Origin of the sequence: Pseudogracilibacillus auburnensis (assembly GCF_003201975.1) — a bacterium.
In the GTDB taxonomy this organism is placed as follows: Bacteria; Bacillota; Bacilli; order Bacillales; family Amphibacillaceae; genus Pseudogracilibacillus; species Pseudogracilibacillus auburnensis.
In genome coordinates, this window is record NZ_QJJQ01000011.1 from 60,929 (window position 1) to 78,413 (window position 17,485).

Here is a 17,485-nt window from a genome sequence, read left to right on the forward strand (position 1 = left end):
GAGGTGATGTTTCATTTACAACGCACCAAGACGTGTTAGTGCAATGTTTTTATTACAACGGGCAAGCATGCTACACGTTTCCCAAGTAGCTGTGTTAGGGGGAATTAATTAGATTGGTTTTAGGTATATTGTGAGTGGGAGTATTTAGATAGTGGGTGTAGGAGTTTTGGGAACTGCGGAAAATTTTGAAAAAGCACGGGAATTTCGTGTGTCAATGCGGAAAAACCCCCATATCGAGGGGGTATTAATTTTGATCTTTTGGAATATAGACTGCGAAGGTGGTTCCTTTCCCTAATTCACTTTCCACCTCAATTTCACCTTTATGGACTTCCACAATATGCTTTACAATGGCAAGTCCTAGTCCAGTACCACCTGTATCGCGACTTCTATCTTTATCTACTCGATAGAACCGTTCAAAAATACGTGGTAATGCTTCTTTTCCAATGCCAATCCCAGTATCTTTCACTATAAAGCATACTTTATCTTCAAATTCTTTAATCTTTACCGATACTAATCCTTTTTCAGGTGTATAACTAATAGCATTCGTTAATAAGTTTAAAAGAATTTGTTTCATTTTATCCTCATCAGCTTCAAATTTTAATTCTTCCTCAGCATCAACTTGAACTTCTATTTGTTTTTGATCTGCATGTTGTTGAACGAGCGGTAAAATTTCATCTAACATTAGCCCGACGTGAACGGTAGATACGTTTATCGTCGACTCGTCTTTTTCCAATTTAGATAAAATGAGTAAATCGTCAATAAGTAATTGGATTCGTTTACTTTCGTCGAAAATAATATTTAAAAACTGACTACGTGCTTCTGGATCTTCGGCTGCGCCATCCAATAATGTTTCTGCAAACCCTCTAATGGATGTGATAGGAGTTTTTAATTCATGTGAAACGTTTGCAACAAAGTCTTTACGCATTACTTCTACATTTTTAAATTCCGTTATGTCATAAATTACTAGTACAGCTCCTTTTAACATATTTCGTTCATTAAAAATAGGGGCTCCGACAATTTCTAAGTAAACTCTTTCCCCACCTTCTTTTATCGAAAAAAGATGTTTTACATGTTTTTCATACAAAAATGTCTCTTGAACGGTATGATGAATTTGTTCATTTCCTAATACATCATAGTATAAATAACCAATGTAATCTTGTGGGGTTCTCCCAAACATTGAAATGAATTTTCGATTTACGACATGAATATACCCTTTTTCGTCTATTAAAACTAGTCCACTTTCTGAATTTTCTATGACAGTAGACAACTGTTCTGCTTGAATTTGTTCTTGAATCGTTAATTCACTTAAATTTCTTGCAAGTGAATTTATTTTTGTACTCAATTGTCCGATTGATCCGTTCATTCGGTGGTGAATTCTTGCGTGGTAATTCCCTTGTAATAATTTATCCATCGTTTCGGACGCTTTATCAATCGGCTTCACATATTTATCAAAAAAGTAAAATAACGCTAATACTAAGGTGATATACTCGATTACTAGCACGGCTAAAAGCACATAAAAGTTAGAAACAAATTGGAATAAAATCGCACCAGATAAGGCTAGTACGAATAAAATTAAGAATGAATAACCTATTAATTTTTTAGATAGCAGTTTTTTCATGTAGGCTCCTCCATTTTGTATCCGAAGCCTCGTACAGTCTTAATATAGACTGGATTTTTAGTATCCGATTCTATTTTATCCCGTAAGTGACTAACTTGTACATCAACAATTCGCGTATCTCCAACAAAGTCATATTCCCATACCGAATTTAACAATTGTTCTCTTGATAAAATTTGTCCCTTATGTTTAGCTAAATAAACGAGTAACTCAAATTCTTTTCTCGTTAATTCAAGCAATTCTCCTTTGAAATACGCTTCAAACCTTTCAGGATGCACTTCAAGATCCCCAACTTTTAACTCAGGTGTTTCATAATCTGTGCTTCTATCTGTACGCCTTAAAATAGCATTAATTCTAGCGATTAATTCTTTTGGACTAAATGGTTTCGTTAAGTAATCATCAGCCCCCATCTCAAGTCCATATATTTTATCATATTCGTCATCTTTTGCTGTTAACATTAGGATTGGGATATAGTCATTATTTTGCCGTATTGTTTTGCATACCTCCATCCCATCCATCTTTGGTAACATTAAATCTAATACAATTAAGTCAAACTTGTTCTTCTGCGTCTTTTCGATTGCTTCTTCCCCATTATAAGCAACCTCTGTCATAAAGCCTGCCTTTTCAAGATTATATTTTATTAATGTTACAATAGATGGTTCGTCTTCTACAATTAATATTGATCGCTCCAATATATACCCTCTTTTCTAAGATATCGGTATCTTCCTTTCTATTCTACAATGAACTATGACAAAAGTGAAAAAATTTAAAAAGAATTAATGAAAAATTTACAATCATCATGTATAAATGGAGAATATACTATACGGTGGAGAAGATTGGATAGTTTTATGGAGGACTGGGGAATTGATCGCTGTTTTGTTATAGAACCGAAAATATTTGCGATCCCTTACCCTTAACGTTTCGAGGTTTTTCTAAGTTTTGGCTGGAGGCAAATTTTTGTTGCTTCATTATATATTTTAAATGATGTTCACTTATGAACGAATTAATTATACGCTACTATCATAGTGGGGTCCTATGGTTAACATGGTATGATCTTGGGCGATTATTTAGCGATTATTCATGATTATATGGCTCATCTTGACAATTATATGGTGATTATCCATGGTTATATGGCTCATCTTGGCGATTATATGGCGATTCTTCATGATTATATGGCGCATCTTTGCGATTATATGGCGATTCTGGTCTTCTGTCAAAAAAATAGACAATAATACTCCATGGGTTGGCGTATTGTTTTCTTCCGCGCTCCGTATTCACTTCGCTTGGAGCCCTCCGCATAAGGAATAGGTCAAAAACCGACCAATTCCTTACGCAGATGTAACTTGGTCTTGTATGGCGTTTTCTTTATGCGCCATTTTATACGCCAATTCATACTCTATTGGTGTGGCGTATCCAAGAGTCGAGTGCATTCTTTTCCTGTTATAAAACTCAATATAAAACTGTACAGCTGCAATAGCTTGAGACTTTGTGTGAAATACCCATTTATGTAGATACTCCTTTTTCAATGAAGCAAAGAATGATTCAATACATGCATTATCATAAGGATTTGCTTTTCTACTCATGCTAATAGTGGCACCAGCCTCCTTGAGTGTTTCAATATATTTGTTCGAACAATATTGTGATCCTCTATCTGAATGATGGATCCATCCTTCCTTAGGATTACGTACGGCAAGGGCTCTTTTTAAAGCTCGTAATGGTAATCGATAGTCCATTGAATCATCAATCGCATAACTAATAACCCTTTTTGAACAAAGATCAAGAATAGGATTTAAATATAAGAAGCCTTCACCCGTATGAATATAGGTAATATCTGTTGCCCATACTCGGTTGGGTACTTCTGGGTTAAAGTCTCGATTTAACTTATTTTCATACACAAGTTTTTCATGATTAGAATCTGTTGTATGGATATGTTTTTTCGGAGGAATTGCGTACAATCCCATCTCTTTCATGCGGTTTGCCACCTTTTTTTCTGATACTACCAACCTATCTACTTCCCTAAGTTTCCTATGAATACGTGGACTTCCGTATGACTCTAAATTGTCGTAAAAATGAAATGTAATCCTTTCGTCTATGATACGATTCTGTTTCTCTCTTTCCGTTTCTTTTCGATCTAGCCGTTTTACATAAGCATAATAACCAGACCTAGACACACCAATCACTTCGCACATCTTCTTAATGGTGTATTCATCCTTATGCGCATGAATAAATGAAAATTTTACCCCTTCGCTTGAGTGAAGATGTGCATCGCCTTTTTTAATATTTCATTCTCCTCTTGGAGATCAAGTTTCGCTTGTAATTCTGCTTCATATAGCTCTTTATACTCGGAGGCAGTTAATAACTTATTCTGTGTAGCTTTTTCGGATTCTTGTAGTTGTTTACGATAGCTTGCTACCCATTTTTGAAGCGTATCATAAGGAATCTTAAGTTCTTTACTTACATCTACAATTCTTCGCCCATCTTGAACAATTAACTTGGAAACATACTCACGAAACTCCCCAGGATAGGATCGTTTTTTTCCCATTATAAACACGTCCTTGTTGTTGTTATTTTTATTTAAACATTACGCCAAGACCCGTGTCCACTTTTTATACTACATTCAATTCTTCACAGTTATATGGCGCATCTTGGCGGTTATATGGCGATTATTCATGATTATATGGCGCATCTTGACGATTATGTGGCGATTATCCACGCGAATATGGCGATCCCCCTCGCAACGATGTACCCTTTTAACAAAGTATATGGCAGTTTCATGGGATATGGCCGAAGTATGCTGATCGCGACACAAATACTCCATTTTTCGTGTTTGATTAACTTCTATCAAAAAAATCTCTTTCCCGTCATCAAAACGGAAAAGAGATTTTTTTTGTATTTTCAATTTAAGATAATACTTCCATTACACTTTTAACAGATTCGACTGATTTATTTAAGGCCGTTTTTTCGTCTTCTGTTAACTCTAATTCAATGATCTGTTCAATCCCTTTACCGCCTAACACTACCGGTACCCCGAGATATAGATTAGAATATCCATACTCTCCTTCTAAGCAAGCAATTGCAGGTAGTACACGACGTTGATCTTTTAAAATCGCCTCTGCCATTTCAGTTAATGCAGCAGCTGGAGCATAGTAGGCACTACCGTTTCCGAGAAGTTCAACGATCTCTCCGCCGCCTTTTCGAGTACGCTCAACGATTGCGTCTAATCGCTCTTTTGAAATTAGAGTTTCTAATGGAATTCCACCAGCATAAGAATATCGGATTAATGGAACCATATCGTCTCCATGGCCACCTAATACGAAGCCTGTAATATCTTTTACAGACAAATTAAGTTCTTGGGCGACGAATGTACGGAATCTTGCAGTGTCTAATACACCTGATTGACCAATTACACGCTCTTTTGGAAAACCAGTTTCTTTAAAAATGGTGTATGTCATGGCATCTACAGGATTAGATAGAACTAGAATGAATGTATCAGGTGCATGCTTTAGAATTTCTTGTGCAACTGATTTCATAATTCCTGCATTTGTATTTACTAAGTCATCACGGCTCATTCCAGGACGACGAGCAATACCTGCAGTAACGATGACTAAATCAGAATCTTTGATATCTTCGTAATTAGAAGTTCCAATGATATTTGCATCGAAACCTTGTACAGGGCTTGCTTCAAGCATGTCTAATGCTTTTCCTTTAGTTGGCTTCTCCATATTTGGAATGTCAACCAACACGACATCGCCTAGTTCTTTTTGAGCAACCATTAGAGCTGTTGTTGCACCAGTGAAACCAGATCCTATGACTGAAATTTTTCTCCGTTTAATACCCATTGAAAATCCCCATTTCTTTTTTTAGTTCATGTTCTTAATCAGTTCATCAGCGAATTCAGAACATTTAACTTCTGTTGCACCTTCCATTAAGCGTGCAAAGTCATATGTTACTACTTTAGATGAAATTGTTTTGTCCATCGAACTAGTAATTAAATCTGCAGCTTCTTTCCACCCTAGATGTTCTAACATTAACACTCCAGATAAAATAACAGAAGATGGGTTTACTTTATCAAGTCCTGCATATTTTGGAGCTGTACCATGAGTTGCTTCAAAAATAGCGTGACCAGTATTGTAATTAATATTTGCCCCTGGTGCGATTCCTATTCCACCAACTTGTGCAGCTAATGCATCAGAAATGTAGTCACCATTTAAGTTCATTGTTACAACAACGTCGAACTCATTTGGACGAGTTAAAATTTGTTGTAAGAAAATATCGGCAATCGCATCTTTAATAATGATTTTACCAGCTTTTTCAGCTTCATCTTGTGCTTTATTTGCAGCGTCTTTACCGTCTTTTTCAACGATACGATCATACTCTGCCCATGTAAACACTTTGTCACCAAATTCGTCTTCAGCAACTTCGTATCCCCAGTTCTTAAAAGCACCTTCTGTAAATTTCATAATGTTTCCTTTATGGACTAATGTAACGCTTTTACGTCCTTCTTCAATTGCATATTGAATACTTGCACGAACGAGACGTTTTGTTCCTTCTTCTGATACTGGTTTAATCCCAATTCCAGAAGTTTCTGGGAAGCGAATATTTTTAACACCCATTTCCTTTTGTAAAAAGTCAATGACTTTTTTCACTTCTGGAGTTCCTTTTTCCCACTCGATTCCAGCATAAATATCTTCAGTATTTTCACGGAAAATAACCATATCAACATCTTCAGGATGCTTAACAGGTGAAGGAACACCTTCAAAATAACGTACTGGACGTAAGCAGTTAAATAGGTCTAACTCTTGACGAAGCGCTACGTTTAAAGAACGGAATCCACCACCAATTGGTGTTGTTAAAGGTCCTTTGATTGCAATTTTATATTCATCAATTAAATCTAACGTTTCTTGTGGTAGCCACTCACCAGTTTTATTAAATGCCTTTTCACCAGCATATACTTCTTTCCAAGCTATTTCCTTTTTCCCATCATATGCTTTTTCTACTGCAGCATCTAATACACGACTTGCAGCAGCCCATATATCAGGACCAGTTCCATCACCTTCAATAAATGGAATTACCGGGTTATCAGGTACTCGTAATGTTCCATTTTCTACAACAATTTTTTCAGTCATAATAAAACCTCCTAATTGTATTGGCACAAACTTTTGCAGGATCGAATTACGATTTATCTTTCCGGATAATAAATGAACGTAAAAACCGATACATCTTAATACTAAAAAGTTTGTAATAAGTATTTTTTCTCTCTAAATGAATCACACTAAAGAAAACCCGCTAATGCAAGCCGTTGGGCGCTAACAGAAGCGTAGTTGCTCTTATGCAAGTAAGACAGTGGTTGACACCAGCTTACATTGCGAAATTTGGTTGATTGCTAAGCCGTCAGACGAGAACAGAAGCACAAGCTCCACTATGTAGATAGTAAAGTTTTTCTTTTCCTTTACCAAAATAATAGCCGGGAATTCCGGCTATTATTTCTGACAGCCAGTTTCCTGACCTACTATTAATTACGTTCATTCATTGGAACAAATTCACGTAAATTTGGTCCAGTATATTTTGCACGTGGTCGAATTAAACGGTTATTGTCATACTGTTCTAAAATATGTGCTAACCATCCAGACATTCGGCTAACTGCAAAAATCGGTGTAAATAAATCATGATCTATCCCTAAACTATGATATACAGAAGCGGAATAAAAATCAACATTTGCGGGTAAACCTTTATTTTCCTTAATATATTTTTCAATTTCAACGGACATTTTGTACCATTTCTCTTGTCCTGTTAGTTTTGTTAATTCTTCTGACATCTTTTGTAAATGCTTTGCACGCGGATCTCCTGAACGATACACGCGGTGACCCATCCCCATAATTAACTCTTTATTTGCTAGCTTTTCTTTAATATAAGGAATAGCATTTTCTTCTTCACCAATTTCAAGTAACATTGCCATTACTTGTTCGTTTGCTCCGCCGTGTAAAGGCCCTTTTAATGCACCAATTGCGGCTGTAATTCCAGAATAAACGTCTGATAATGTCGCGACACATACACGTGCTGTAAACGTGGAAGCATTTAATTCGTGGTCTGCATGAAGTACTAACGCTTTATCAATTGCTTCTATTTCAATTGGTTCGCCTTCTCTTCCGTTTAACATATAAATAAAGTTTTCAGCGAAACCTAGATCTTTTTTAGGCTTAACAGGATCTTTCCCTTGGCGAATTCTTGAGAAAGCAGTTACAATCGTAGAAACTTTTGCTTGTAGGCGAATCGCTTTTCGACGGTTCGCTTCTTTTTCCATGACATCCGCTTCTTCAACATATACACCTAATAATGAAATTGCCGTACGCAATGCTGCCATTGGATGAACCTTCGATACATCATATGAGCGTAAATGATCAATTACCGCATCAGGTACTTCCATTTCATTTGCTAGTTCTTGGCGAATCTCATCTAACTGCTCTTGATTAGGAAGTTCACGATTCCATAGTAAATAAACCACTTCTTCAAAAGTAGCGTTTTCAGCTAAATCATCAATCGTATAGCCTACATATGCTAACTTGTCATCAATGATAGAACAGATTGATGATTCCGTTGCGATAATTCCTTCAAGTCCTTTTGTCGCTGTCATAACTAATCTCTCCTTTTAAAATATTCCTCAATAATTGAATGAATTGTGTCTCTTTATTATTTTTTCTTTACAAATATTATAAAGGATTTTAGCCCTAAAGTGAATTGAAAGCTATTACATCTTAACGGTTTTGCCCTTATTTTGATTTATTAAAATATTTGTTGAATGAGGAAATAAGACCGTTAAGACGATATTATGAGCACGTAAAGTCTATAAATTAACTATTGAACATATAGTAAAAAAAGAGGTTTAATTTTAATAAAAAGTGATGAATGTAAAGAGGTTATTTGATGAATAATACATTATATTTCCAAATTGTACGGGCATTTTTGGTTCTGCTTATTCTTTTATGTATTTATTTCTTTTTAAAATATTTATTCCTTTATATCTATCCTTTTTTCATTGCAGTTCTTATTGCTTTTGTCTTACATCCACTCGTGACGTTATTTGAGCTGAAATGGAGGATGAATCGGGGAATCGCCACTTTTTTTGTGATGAGCAGTTTTTTCACTCTCTTTATTACTATTTGTTTTTTCTCCATGAAACAATTGCTGCATGAATCTACTAATCTTGTACAGACATTACCAGAACATGTTCATCGCATTCATCAAGTTTTGTCTAATATTGGACAAACATTCATCATTCCTTATTATGAAAAAATTACATCTACTTTTCCTTTTTTACCTCGTTTTGAGGAATGGAAGGTAGATAATTATTTGCATCTTTTAATAGATGAACTCGGTTCCTCAAGCTCCATTTTTGTGAAAAACATCGTTTTAACAACATCCAATATACTTGCTTCTTTATCTTATATTGGAACAATCCTACTCTTTATTTTAATAGCTTCTTTCATCATGACGAAAGATTTGGAAGAAGTGAAAGGTTGGTATAAAAAAATAGTGCCAATAAAAATAACGAAGCAACTCGGCAATATAATGAACCATTTAAAACGGTCTGTTTTTGGTTTTATTAAAGCACAAATTATTATTACGTTTATTTCTAGTATAATTGTATTTATCGGATTATTTATTTTTCAAATAGATCATATTTTTACTATTACGTTGACCATCTTTTTTGTGGATTTTATTCCTTATGTCGGAATCGGATTTATTTTTATCCCGTGGATCGTTTATACCTTTATCACTTCAGATTATGTATTAACCATTCAACTAGCTACACTCTATATCATTATCATTATTATCCGCCAATTGATTGAGCCGCGAATTCTCGCCTCTAGTATTGGCATTCATCCACTTATTGCCATCATCATTTTATTTATCGGGATTCAAAGTTTAGGTATTGTAGGAATATTTATGACACCGATTATTTTAATTCTTATTAGTGCGATTTATCACGCTGGTATTGTTCATTATGTATGGTATTTCGTTAAAAATGGATGAAACCGGGACAAAAGTGTTTTCACCAAAGAAAAACTCGAACAATGGTAGCTGGGTATAACCCGCCCAAAAAGACAGGTTGTCTTAATGACCAAAAGGCATGTTTTCCATACTTTTGTATCACTCACCCAATAGGATGAAAGAAAAAGTCAACATTCCATGTTTGTGTGGAATCCGAATTCACGAAGACTCCTGGGATTGCGCTAAATGCTCGTCCCATCGTAAATATTTGCGGGAAAAGCAACAGCCGAAAATCGATTTCAAACGTTTTGAATAAAACGTTTGAAATTAGTTGAGGCGTTGCCCGCGGAAAGCGAAGTGGGGTCGGATGGAACACATGTACACAAACTTTGGGGACTTTTTCAGCAGCCTCCCTTTCCTCTCGCAGGAGTCTACGTATATTTCCTTCGCTAAGGTGATACATTATTCGTTTTTATACTTGATAGTCTTCATCGCCTGTCGCCCTCGGCAAGCCGGGGCGGAGGGCACGCCCCGGGCTAGTTGGGGTATTAAAATACCCCAACTAGCCCGGCCTCCTGAACTTACTTACCATCTACGAAAAGGAATTTTCCCGTTAGCAATTCGTTTCATGATTAAAAAGCCTAGAAACGTTTTAAACGGTTTTCGGGTCATAGGTAATACAAGTAAAAAGCCTAGTAAATCGGTGATAAATCCTGGTGTTAGTAAAAATATCCCACCAGCGATGATACAGATTCCATCTAAAATTTGCTCTCTTGGAACTTCCCTGTTATGGATAGCAAATTGAGCACGCCTCCACGTTTCTAAACCTTGCTTTCTCACTAATGCGACTCCAACCATTCCTGTAAAAATAATTAATAAAGCGACAGGTAAGGCCCCAATTTTACTACCTGTCCAGATAAAAATGGCGATCTCAGTTGCTGGTACAAGAATAAAAATGAGTATTAGCCAATACATTAAATCAACCTTTCTGTTTTACATGTAGGAATACAGGAGGTGAGAAACTCTTTCATCAACGATTATAATACACTTGCATGGCCTTGATGAATATTTCCTGTACCACCATCGATCGTAATATTTTCCCCATCTTTTACTGTTTCAAATAAATTATGAACACCAACAATGACTGGAATTCCGAGATTAAGTCCAACGACTGCTGCATGAGATGTTAACCCACCTTCTTCTGTAACAATGCCACTCGCCTTTTTAATTGCTGGCATCATGTCTTTATCTGTTGCAGTGGTTACTAATATATTTCCTTCTTGCATTTTTTCGATAGCTTCTTTGGCATCATTCGTCACTACTGCTTTTCCATATGCGTAATGTCTCCCAATTCCTTGCCCTGTTGCAATAACATTACCAATCACATGGACTTTCATTAAATTGGTTGTTCCACTCACACCAACAGGAACACCTGCTGTAATAATCACTTTGGAGCCACGAGAAAATAGATTTGTTTCAAGCCCTTTGTTTACAGCTGTATCCAATAATTCGTCTGTCGTATATACTTGATCACTTAGAACTGGGTAAACTCCCCAAACTAACGATAATCGGCGATACACATTTTGGGAAAAAGTGACAGCTATAATTGGAGCTTTTGGTCGGTATTTAGAAATCATGCGTGCAGAATGTCCTGACTGTGTCGGTGTAATGATGGCACTAACACCTAAATTGGCTGCTGTATGTGTGACAGATTGACTAATTGCATCCGTAATAGTCATCGAAACCGATCTTGTCCGATTTTTAAGTAACAATTCATGATCAAGAGCTGTTTCTGTTTTATGGGCAATAACGTTCATCATTTTTACTGACTCAACTGGAAATTCGCCAGCAGCGGTTTCACCCGATAACATAATGGCATCTGTACCATCAAGAATAGCGTTAGCAACGTCGGAAGCTTCTGCTCGAGTTGGACGCGGATCCCATTGCATCGAATCAAGCATCTGTGTCGCTGTAATAACCGGTTTTCCGTCAAGATTACATTTATGTATCAATTCTTTCTGTACGAGCGGAACTTCTTCTGCAGGAATTTCCACCCCAAGATCCCCTCTTGCGATCATAATGCCATAGCTTGCTTCTAATATTTTATCAAAATGGTCGACACCTTCCCGATTCTCTATTTTAGCAATAATTTGAATGTGAGAAGCGTCGTTTTCTTCTAACAATTTTTTAATTGTTAATACATCCGTATGTTCACGGACAAATGACGCGGCAATAAAATCTACATTCTGTTCAATTCCAAATAAAATATCTTCCTTGTCTTTTTCCGTTAATGAAGGTAAATTAACGTGTACGTTCGGAATATTAACACCTTTTTTATTTTTAATTTTTCCACTATTAATTACTCTTGTTTTTATTTCTTCTTGCTCATGATCAATAGCCACTACTTCTAATTCAATTAATCCATCATCTAAAGAAATGCGTGTCCCAATTTCAACATCATCAATTAATCCTTTATATGTGACGGAAAAACGTTCAGCAGTTCCTTCGATTTCCTTCATACAAATATAAACGACATCCCCACGATTTAGCATCGCTTCTCCGCCTTTAAACGTTTTCGTGCGAATTTCAGGCCCTTGTGTGTCTAATAAGATGGAGACTGTTTTATTCATTTTCTTTGCTGCTTCTCTAATATTTTCAATTCGTTGTTTATGTTCCTCATAATCACCATGGGAAAAGTTTAATCTCGCTACATCCATACCGTTTGAGATTAATTGTTCAAGTATATCAACCGATTCTGATGCAGGTCCAATCGTACAAACAATTTTAGTTTTTCTCATTTACATTCTCCTATTCATATCCTAGATAATTTAAACTTATTTTACGTGTTCCATACAAATTTATTTATGCTAACATACCTTATACCTTTTTAATGCATGTTAAAACTTGATCTTATAAGGGTTGTTCAAAAAGTCCAGTAAAAATTACACGTCGTATTCCTTTGGTAGTAAAGAGGCTGGCAAATACCAAGTTTTCTAATTGGCTAGTTTGTTTAGCTACTCTCGTATTAAAATGCCGTAGGGGATCTTCCGTTAAATTCGCCCACGTCCTGGTCGGCTAAAAGCGGCGGTCACGTCCTGGGACTGCGCTTACTCGTCCCATCGAAAAGCGTTTGTGACCAACGCCCGACACTAGCACGTCCTGTGCGTCGTGGGCAACACGGAAGTCATTACATCCGTGAAAGTCTGTTGCTCCATGCTACGCCGCCTCAAGCTGTGACGCACAATGTTTTCGGTGGGACGAGCGTTTAGCGGAGTCCTAGGACGCCGACGATCTTAGCCGAACTCGATCCTATTTGAACATGTACTTATATAGATAGTTCCTTTGATAATCCATACATTTCTTCATTGATCTCATGGTTCCTAGATAAAACATCTGAAATATCTTGGGCTAGTAATTCGTTATTTTTTAAACCAACTATTTTCCCATCCTCACCAGCAATAAGTAAATCGACAGCCTTTGCCCCTAGCCTACTTGCTAACACGCGATCTGCTGCAGTTGGCGATCCACCACGTTGAATATGGCCTAATACAGTAACCCGAGTCTCAAATGTAGTTTCTTCTTGAATTTTTCTCCCATACTGAAAACCTTCACCTACCCCTTCGGCAAGAATAATGATACTATGCTTTTTCCCACGTTCATGCCCTCGTTTTAATCGCATAACGACATCAGCAAAATCATGTTTCTTTTCAGGAATAATAATGCTTTCTGCACCACCTGCTAGCCCTGCATAAAGCGCAAGATCTCCAGCATCTCTCCCCATCACCTCAATGACATACGTTCTTTCATGTGAAGTAGCTGTATCTCTAATTTTATCTATTGCTTCAATCACTGTATTTAATGCTGTGTCAAAGCCGATTGTTTGATCTATCCCGGCGATATCATTATCGATCGTAGCGGGAACCCCAATACTCGGTACTCCTCGCTGAGATAAGGCTCTTGCTCCTTTAATACTCCCATCCCCACCAATGACAACTAACCCATCAATTTCGTGTTTCTTCAATTGTTCCATCGCTCGTTGTTGACCGGCTTCTGTTATAAACTCTTCACTTCTAGCAGAATACAGAGATGTTCCTCCTCGATGAATAATGTCACCTACAGAGCCAACTTCCATCTTTTTAATCGTTCCATCAATTAATCCTTGAAACCCATAATATATTCCGTACATTTCAATTTCATGAAAAATTGCCTTTCTAACGACAGCTCGAATAGCTGCATTCATTCCAGGGGCATCTCCCCCACTCGTTAGTACACCTATTCTTTTCATACGATCACCTCAATTAATCATCATTATTCGTACTTTCATTGCCAATGACTCACTCTATTTATTATTTTCATGTAAATTAACATATGCTACTTCGTTGTAACTGTAAATAAATGCTATGTTATAGTGTTAATCGTATCATACTAATTGCATAAAATGAGGAAGAGGTTGACGAATGTCAACCTCTACAAAGAGTAAAATCCTATTCAGCTTCACTAATTTCTCCGATTTTTTTAAATTTTTGCCATCTGTTTTCTAGTAATTGTTCGGAAGACAAAGAAGATAAAGAATCGATTGATTGCTTTAGAACTTTGTCAATATTTTTTGCTTGTTGTTCCACATCACGATGTGCGCCACCTTTAGGTTCGGGAATAATTTCATCAATAATGTCAAACTCTTTCAAATCATATGATGTAATCCGCATTGATTCAGCAGCTTTTTGTGAAAGTGTAGCATCTTTCCATAAAATCGATGCAGCTCCTTCTGGTGAAATAACAGAATATGTTGAGTTCTCTAACATATGGACATGATTACCAACACCAAGTGCTAGTGCTCCACCACTTCCACCTTCACCAATAACGATGCAAACGATCGGAACTTTAAGTCCTGCCATTTCTTTTAAATTGTATGCAATTGCTTCACTTTGACCACGTTCTTCGGCAGCTTTCCCCGGTTCTGCCCCTTTCGTATCGATAAACGTTACAATTGGACGATGAAACTTTTCCGCTTGTTTCATATGACGAATCGCTTTTCGATATCCTTCTGGATGAGGCATTCCGAAATTTCGTCTAATGTTTTCTTTCGTTTTCTTCCCACGTTGATGGCCGATTACCGTTATAGGACAGTCATGATAAAGAGCAATCCCTGAAACAATTGCTTCATCATCACCAAAATAGCGATCCCCATGAAATTCGATAAAATCAGTGAATAAATAGTTAATATAATCTAATGTTGTTGGACGTGCCTGATGTCTCGCTACTTGAACACGATTCCAAGGCTTTAAATTAGAATAAATATCATCTTCTAAAATGGAAAGCTTTTTCTCAAGTGTATCAATTTCTTCCGTTAAATCGATATCACTATCTTTTGAAATGTTTTTTAGTTCAACAATTTTATCTTTTAAATGCACGATTGGTTTTTCAAATTCAAGTACTTGATTCATACTGATTGTCCTCCTTTTAAAGAAACGAAAGACGTTTCAGAAGACGATGTTTCATTCGTCTTTCCTTGATCATGAATTTGTAAAATAGTCGTTAATAACTCTTTCATTTCATGTCGATGGACAATACGATCAAGTTGACCATGCTTAAATAAAAATTCAGCTGTTTGGAAATCACTAGGAAGTTTTTCTCGAGTAGTTTGCTCGATTACTCTTCTACCAGCGAAGCCAATTAAAGCACCAGGTTCAGCAAAATTGTAATCTCCTAAAGATGCAAAGCTGGCAGTAACCCCACCAGTTGTAGGGTGGGTCATAACGGAGATCATTAATCCACCCGCTTCGGAAAAACGTTCAATTGCAACAGATGTTTTAGCCATTTGCATTAAACTAAGCACACCTTCTTGCATTCTTGCACCACCTGAAGCTGTAAAAATAATAAAAGGTATTGATTGCTCCCGAGCATTTTCAATTGCACGAGCAATTTTTTCACCAACTACTGACCCCATACTTCCCATTCGAAAACCTGCATCCATTACACTAAATGCTGTCGGCTGTCCACCAATGAACCCTTTTCCAGTAACAACTGCTTCATTTAATCCTGTTTTTTTGCGGTCTTTTTCCATTTTTTCCATATATTCAGGGAATTCGAGTGGATTTTTTGATTTCATATGTTTATCCCATTCAACAAAAGTACCTTCATCAAACAAACCATTTATTCTTTGCCATGCATTTTGTTGATGGTGAAAATCACAATTTGGACAAACGTTTAAATTTTTCTCTACTTCTTTACGATAAAAAATCTGGTGACAATTTTCACATTTTGTCATTAAACCTGCAGGTACGTCCTGTTTTGCTTTTTCGTCTGGAATAGTCGTATTATTTTTATTCCTAGTGAAAATTTTCTTCAGCAACTATACCCCTCCTTTATAGATTCACTGAAAATGAGAATATCAATGTGTCGATAAATAATTATATGAAGTATAAATACAAACGATTGCCATAAATAAAGTCACATTATAATCCCAAATCTTACTATACTGGAATCGAAGGCTCATTTCTACTATTTTTACTAAAAAAATAGTATTTATTGTGCTAGGTTCATTCATGTCGGATTAGATTCAGTATAGTTTTACCTTGTTTTCACAGTTTCTGTATCTAATTGACTTAATTGCCTCGTACGTTCTGCCACTTCTTCAGGATCTATTTCAATTCGAGCTACTCCTGTTTCCATTGCTGCCTTTGCAACGCTTTTAGCGACTGCAGGTGCGACACGCGCATCGAATGGTCCAGGAATAACGTAGTCTTCATTTAGTTCATCTTCTTTAATTAAAGAGGCAATTGCTTCGACTGCAGCCATTTTCATTTTTTCATTTATTCGGGTCGCCCTAACATCCAACGCACCTCTGAAAATACCCGGGAAGGCTAATACATTATTCACTTGATTTGGAAAATCAGATCGACCAGTTCCAATAATCTTCGCCCCTGCCTTTTTGGCATCTTCTGGTAAAATTTCCGGGTCAGGGTTCGCCATTGCAAAAATAATAGGGTCCTTATTCATCTTCTTAACCATTTCAGGTGTTAATGCACCGCCGACAGATACACCGATAAAAACATCTGCACCCTCGATCACTTCTTCTAAGCTACCTTGTAGTTTTTTATGGTTTGTATTTTTAGCTACAATTTCTTTTACTTTGTTCATTCGGCGGGGTCTTCCTTCATAAATAGCGCCTTGAGAGTCACACATAACAATTTCGCCAACACCAAAATTATCAAGTAGTTTAATAATAGCGATGCCCGCAGCACCCGCACCATTTGCGACAACTTTAATCTCTTTAAAGGACTTACCAACAAGTTTTAGCGCATTCATTAACCCTGCTACTGTGACAATAGCTGTTCCATGTTGGTCATCATGGAAAATAGGAATTCTCGTTTCTTTTTTTAATCTTTCTTCAATAATGAAACAATTTGGTGCAGCGATATCTTCTAGGTTAACGCCTCCAAATGTTGGTTCAAGAAGTTTGACGGTTTGAACAATTTCATCGACATCATTCGTATCTAAACAAATTGGGAACGAATCAACACCCGCAAAAGCTTTAAATAATACAGCCTTTCCTTCCATTACTGGTAAAGCGGCTTCAGGCCCAATATTACCTAGCCCTAGAACTGCTGTCCCATCACTTACAACCGCTACCATATTCCCTTTCATTGTATAATCATAAACAGCGTGCTTGTTCGAGTAAATTTCTTTACACGGTTCGGCAACCCCAGGGGAATACGCTAAACTTAAATCTTCGCCATTTTGTACAGGGACTTTCGATTTAATTGCTAGTTTACCTTTATTTATTTTGTGCATATGTAATGCTGCGTCACGCAAATTTGACATTTTCATCGCTCCTCCGATTCTACCATTAAGTTATCTATATCGTACTTTGACCACGAA

At 36.7% G+C, this 17,485-nt stretch carries 15 protein-coding genes; 1 reads left to right on the plus strand and 14 read right to left on the minus strand.

What is annotated here, in order from left to right:
* Nucleotides 1–244 precede the first annotated feature (244 nt).
* From pnpS to citZ, 8 genes are all read right to left on the minus strand, one after another.
* Nucleotides 245–1,618 (minus strand): two-component system histidine kinase PnpS, encoded by a 1,374-nt coding sequence (gene pnpS, locus DFR56_RS14695; RefSeq protein ID WP_110396204.1) that lies wholly within the window; start codon nt 1,616–1,618, stop codon nt 245–247.
* Nucleotides 1,615–2,307 (minus strand): response regulator transcription factor, encoded by a 693-nt coding sequence (locus tag DFR56_RS14700; protein WP_110396205.1) that lies wholly within the window; start codon nt 2,305–2,307, stop codon nt 1,615–1,617. The genes pnpS and DFR56_RS14700 overlap by 4 nt, the downstream gene beginning before the upstream one ends.
* A gap of 424 nt (nt 2,308–2,731) precedes the next feature.
* Nucleotides 2,732–2,893: a hypothetical protein gene (locus tag DFR56_RS23035; protein WP_158525662.1), complete on the minus strand. Its 162-nt coding sequence runs from the start codon at nt 2,891–2,893 to the stop codon at nt 2,732–2,734.
* A 50-nt stretch (nt 2,894–2,943) separates the two neighbouring features.
* Nucleotides 2,944–3,894, minus strand: a complete 951-nt coding sequence (locus DFR56_RS14710; protein ID WP_110396207.1) for an IS3 family transposase — start codon at nt 3,892–3,894, stop codon at nt 2,944–2,946.
* Nucleotides 3,852–4,157, minus strand: a complete 306-nt coding sequence (locus tag DFR56_RS14715; protein WP_110396208.1) for a transposase — start codon at nt 4,155–4,157, stop codon at nt 3,852–3,854. The genes DFR56_RS14710 and DFR56_RS14715 overlap by 43 nt, the downstream gene beginning before the upstream one ends.
* A 358-nt stretch (nt 4,158–4,515) precedes the next feature.
* A complete protein-coding gene (mdh, locus tag DFR56_RS14725) occupies nt 4,516–5,454 on the minus strand; it encodes a malate dehydrogenase (protein ID WP_110396210.1) in 939 nt (312 codons plus the stop codon).
* A gap of 21 nt (nt 5,455–5,475) precedes the next feature.
* The gene (gene icd, locus DFR56_RS14730) at nt 5,476–6,741 is read right to left on the minus strand and encodes an NADP-dependent isocitrate dehydrogenase (protein WP_110396211.1); all 1,266 of its coding nucleotides are present in this window, start codon (nt 6,739–6,741) and stop codon (nt 5,476–5,478) included.
* Between the two features lie 386 nt (nt 6,742–7,127).
* The gene (gene citZ, locus DFR56_RS14735) at nt 7,128–8,246 is read right to left on the minus strand and encodes a citrate synthase (protein WP_110396212.1); all 1,119 of its coding nucleotides are present in this window, start codon (nt 8,244–8,246) and stop codon (nt 7,128–7,130) included.
* Nucleotides 8,247–8,536: 290 nt separating this feature from the next.
* Here citZ and ytvI point away from each other — a divergent pair, with 290 nt between their 5' ends.
* Nucleotides 8,537–9,646 (plus strand): sporulation integral membrane protein YtvI, encoded by a 1,110-nt coding sequence (gene ytvI, locus DFR56_RS14740; RefSeq protein WP_110396213.1) that lies wholly within the window; start codon nt 8,537–8,539, stop codon nt 9,644–9,646.
* A gap of 543 nt (nt 9,647–10,189) precedes the next feature.
* On the opposite strand, the gene DFR56_RS14745 is transcribed toward ytvI, so the two are convergent.
* The 6 genes from DFR56_RS14745 to ystJ all read right to left on the minus strand — a co-directional run bounded on the left by DFR56_RS14745 (nt 10,190) and on the right by ystJ (nt 17,428).
* Nucleotides 10,190–10,579 carry an FxsA family protein gene (locus DFR56_RS14745; RefSeq protein WP_110396214.1) on the minus strand — a complete coding sequence of 130 codons (390 nt, stop codon included), beginning with the start codon at nt 10,577–10,579 and terminating at the stop codon, nt 10,190–10,192.
* A gap of 62 nt (nt 10,580–10,641) precedes the next feature.
* Nucleotides 10,642–12,402, minus strand: coding sequence for a pyruvate kinase (gene pyk / locus DFR56_RS14750; RefSeq protein ID WP_110396215.1), 1,761 nt, complete (start codon nt 12,400–12,402; stop codon nt 10,642–10,644).
* Between the two features lie 527 nt (nt 12,403–12,929).
* Nucleotides 12,930–13,889 (minus strand): 6-phosphofructokinase, encoded by a 960-nt coding sequence (pfkA, locus tag DFR56_RS14755; protein WP_110396216.1) that lies wholly within the window; start codon nt 13,887–13,889, stop codon nt 12,930–12,932.
* 199 nt (nt 13,890–14,088) lie between these two features.
* Nucleotides 14,089–15,048, minus strand: coding sequence for an acetyl-CoA carboxylase carboxyl transferase subunit alpha (accA, locus tag DFR56_RS14760; protein ID WP_110396217.1), 960 nt, complete (start codon nt 15,046–15,048; stop codon nt 14,089–14,091).
* The gene (gene accD, locus DFR56_RS14765; protein ID WP_110396218.1) at nt 15,045–15,956 is read right to left on the minus strand and encodes an acetyl-CoA carboxylase, carboxyltransferase subunit beta; all 912 of its coding nucleotides are present in this window, start codon (nt 15,954–15,956) and stop codon (nt 15,045–15,047) included. Before accD ends, accA begins: the two co-directional genes overlap by 4 nt.
* Nucleotides 15,957–16,174: 218 nt before the next feature.
* Nucleotides 16,175–17,428, minus strand: a complete 1,254-nt coding sequence (gene ystJ, locus DFR56_RS14770; protein WP_110396219.1) for an NADP-dependent malic enzyme — start codon at nt 17,426–17,428, stop codon at nt 16,175–16,177.
* Nucleotides 17,429–17,485 lie beyond the last annotated feature (57 nt).

Coding starts and splice junctions, on each gene's coding strand:
- citZ (WP_110396212.1), bottom strand. CDS start 8,246: ATGACAGCGACAAAAGGACTTGAAGGAATTATCGCAACGGAATCATCA.
- ystJ (WP_110396219.1), bottom strand. CDS start 17,428: ATGTCAAATTTGCGTGACGCAGCATTACATATGCACAAAATAAATAAA.
- pfkA (WP_110396216.1), bottom strand. CDS start 13,889: ATGAAAAGAATAGGTGTACTAACGAGTGGGGGAGATGCCCCTGGAATG.
- mdh (WP_110396210.1), bottom strand. CDS start 5,454: ATGGGTATTAAACGGAGAAAAATTTCAGTCATAGGATCTGGTTTCACT.
- accA (WP_110396217.1), bottom strand. CDS start 15,048: ATGAATCAAGTACTTGAATTTGAAAAACCAATCGTGCATTTAAAAGAT.
- DFR56_RS14745 (WP_110396214.1), bottom strand. CDS start 10,579: ATGTATTGGCTAATACTCATTTTTATTCTTGTACCAGCAACTGAGATC.
- icd (WP_110396211.1), bottom strand. CDS start 6,741: ATGACTGAAAAAATTGTTGTAGAAAATGGAACATTACGAGTACCTGAT.
- ytvI (WP_110396213.1), top strand. CDS start 8,537: ATGAATAATACATTATATTTCCAAATTGTACGGGCATTTTTGGTTCTG.
- pnpS (WP_110396204.1), bottom strand. CDS start 1,618: ATGAAAAAACTGCTATCTAAAAAATTAATAGGTTATTCATTCTTAATT.
- pyk (WP_110396215.1), bottom strand. CDS start 12,402: ATGAGAAAAACTAAAATTGTTTGTACGATTGGACCTGCATCAGAATCG.
- DFR56_RS14715 (WP_110396208.1), bottom strand. CDS start 4,157: ATGGGAAAAAAACGATCCTATCCTGGGGAGTTTCGTGAGTATGTTTCC.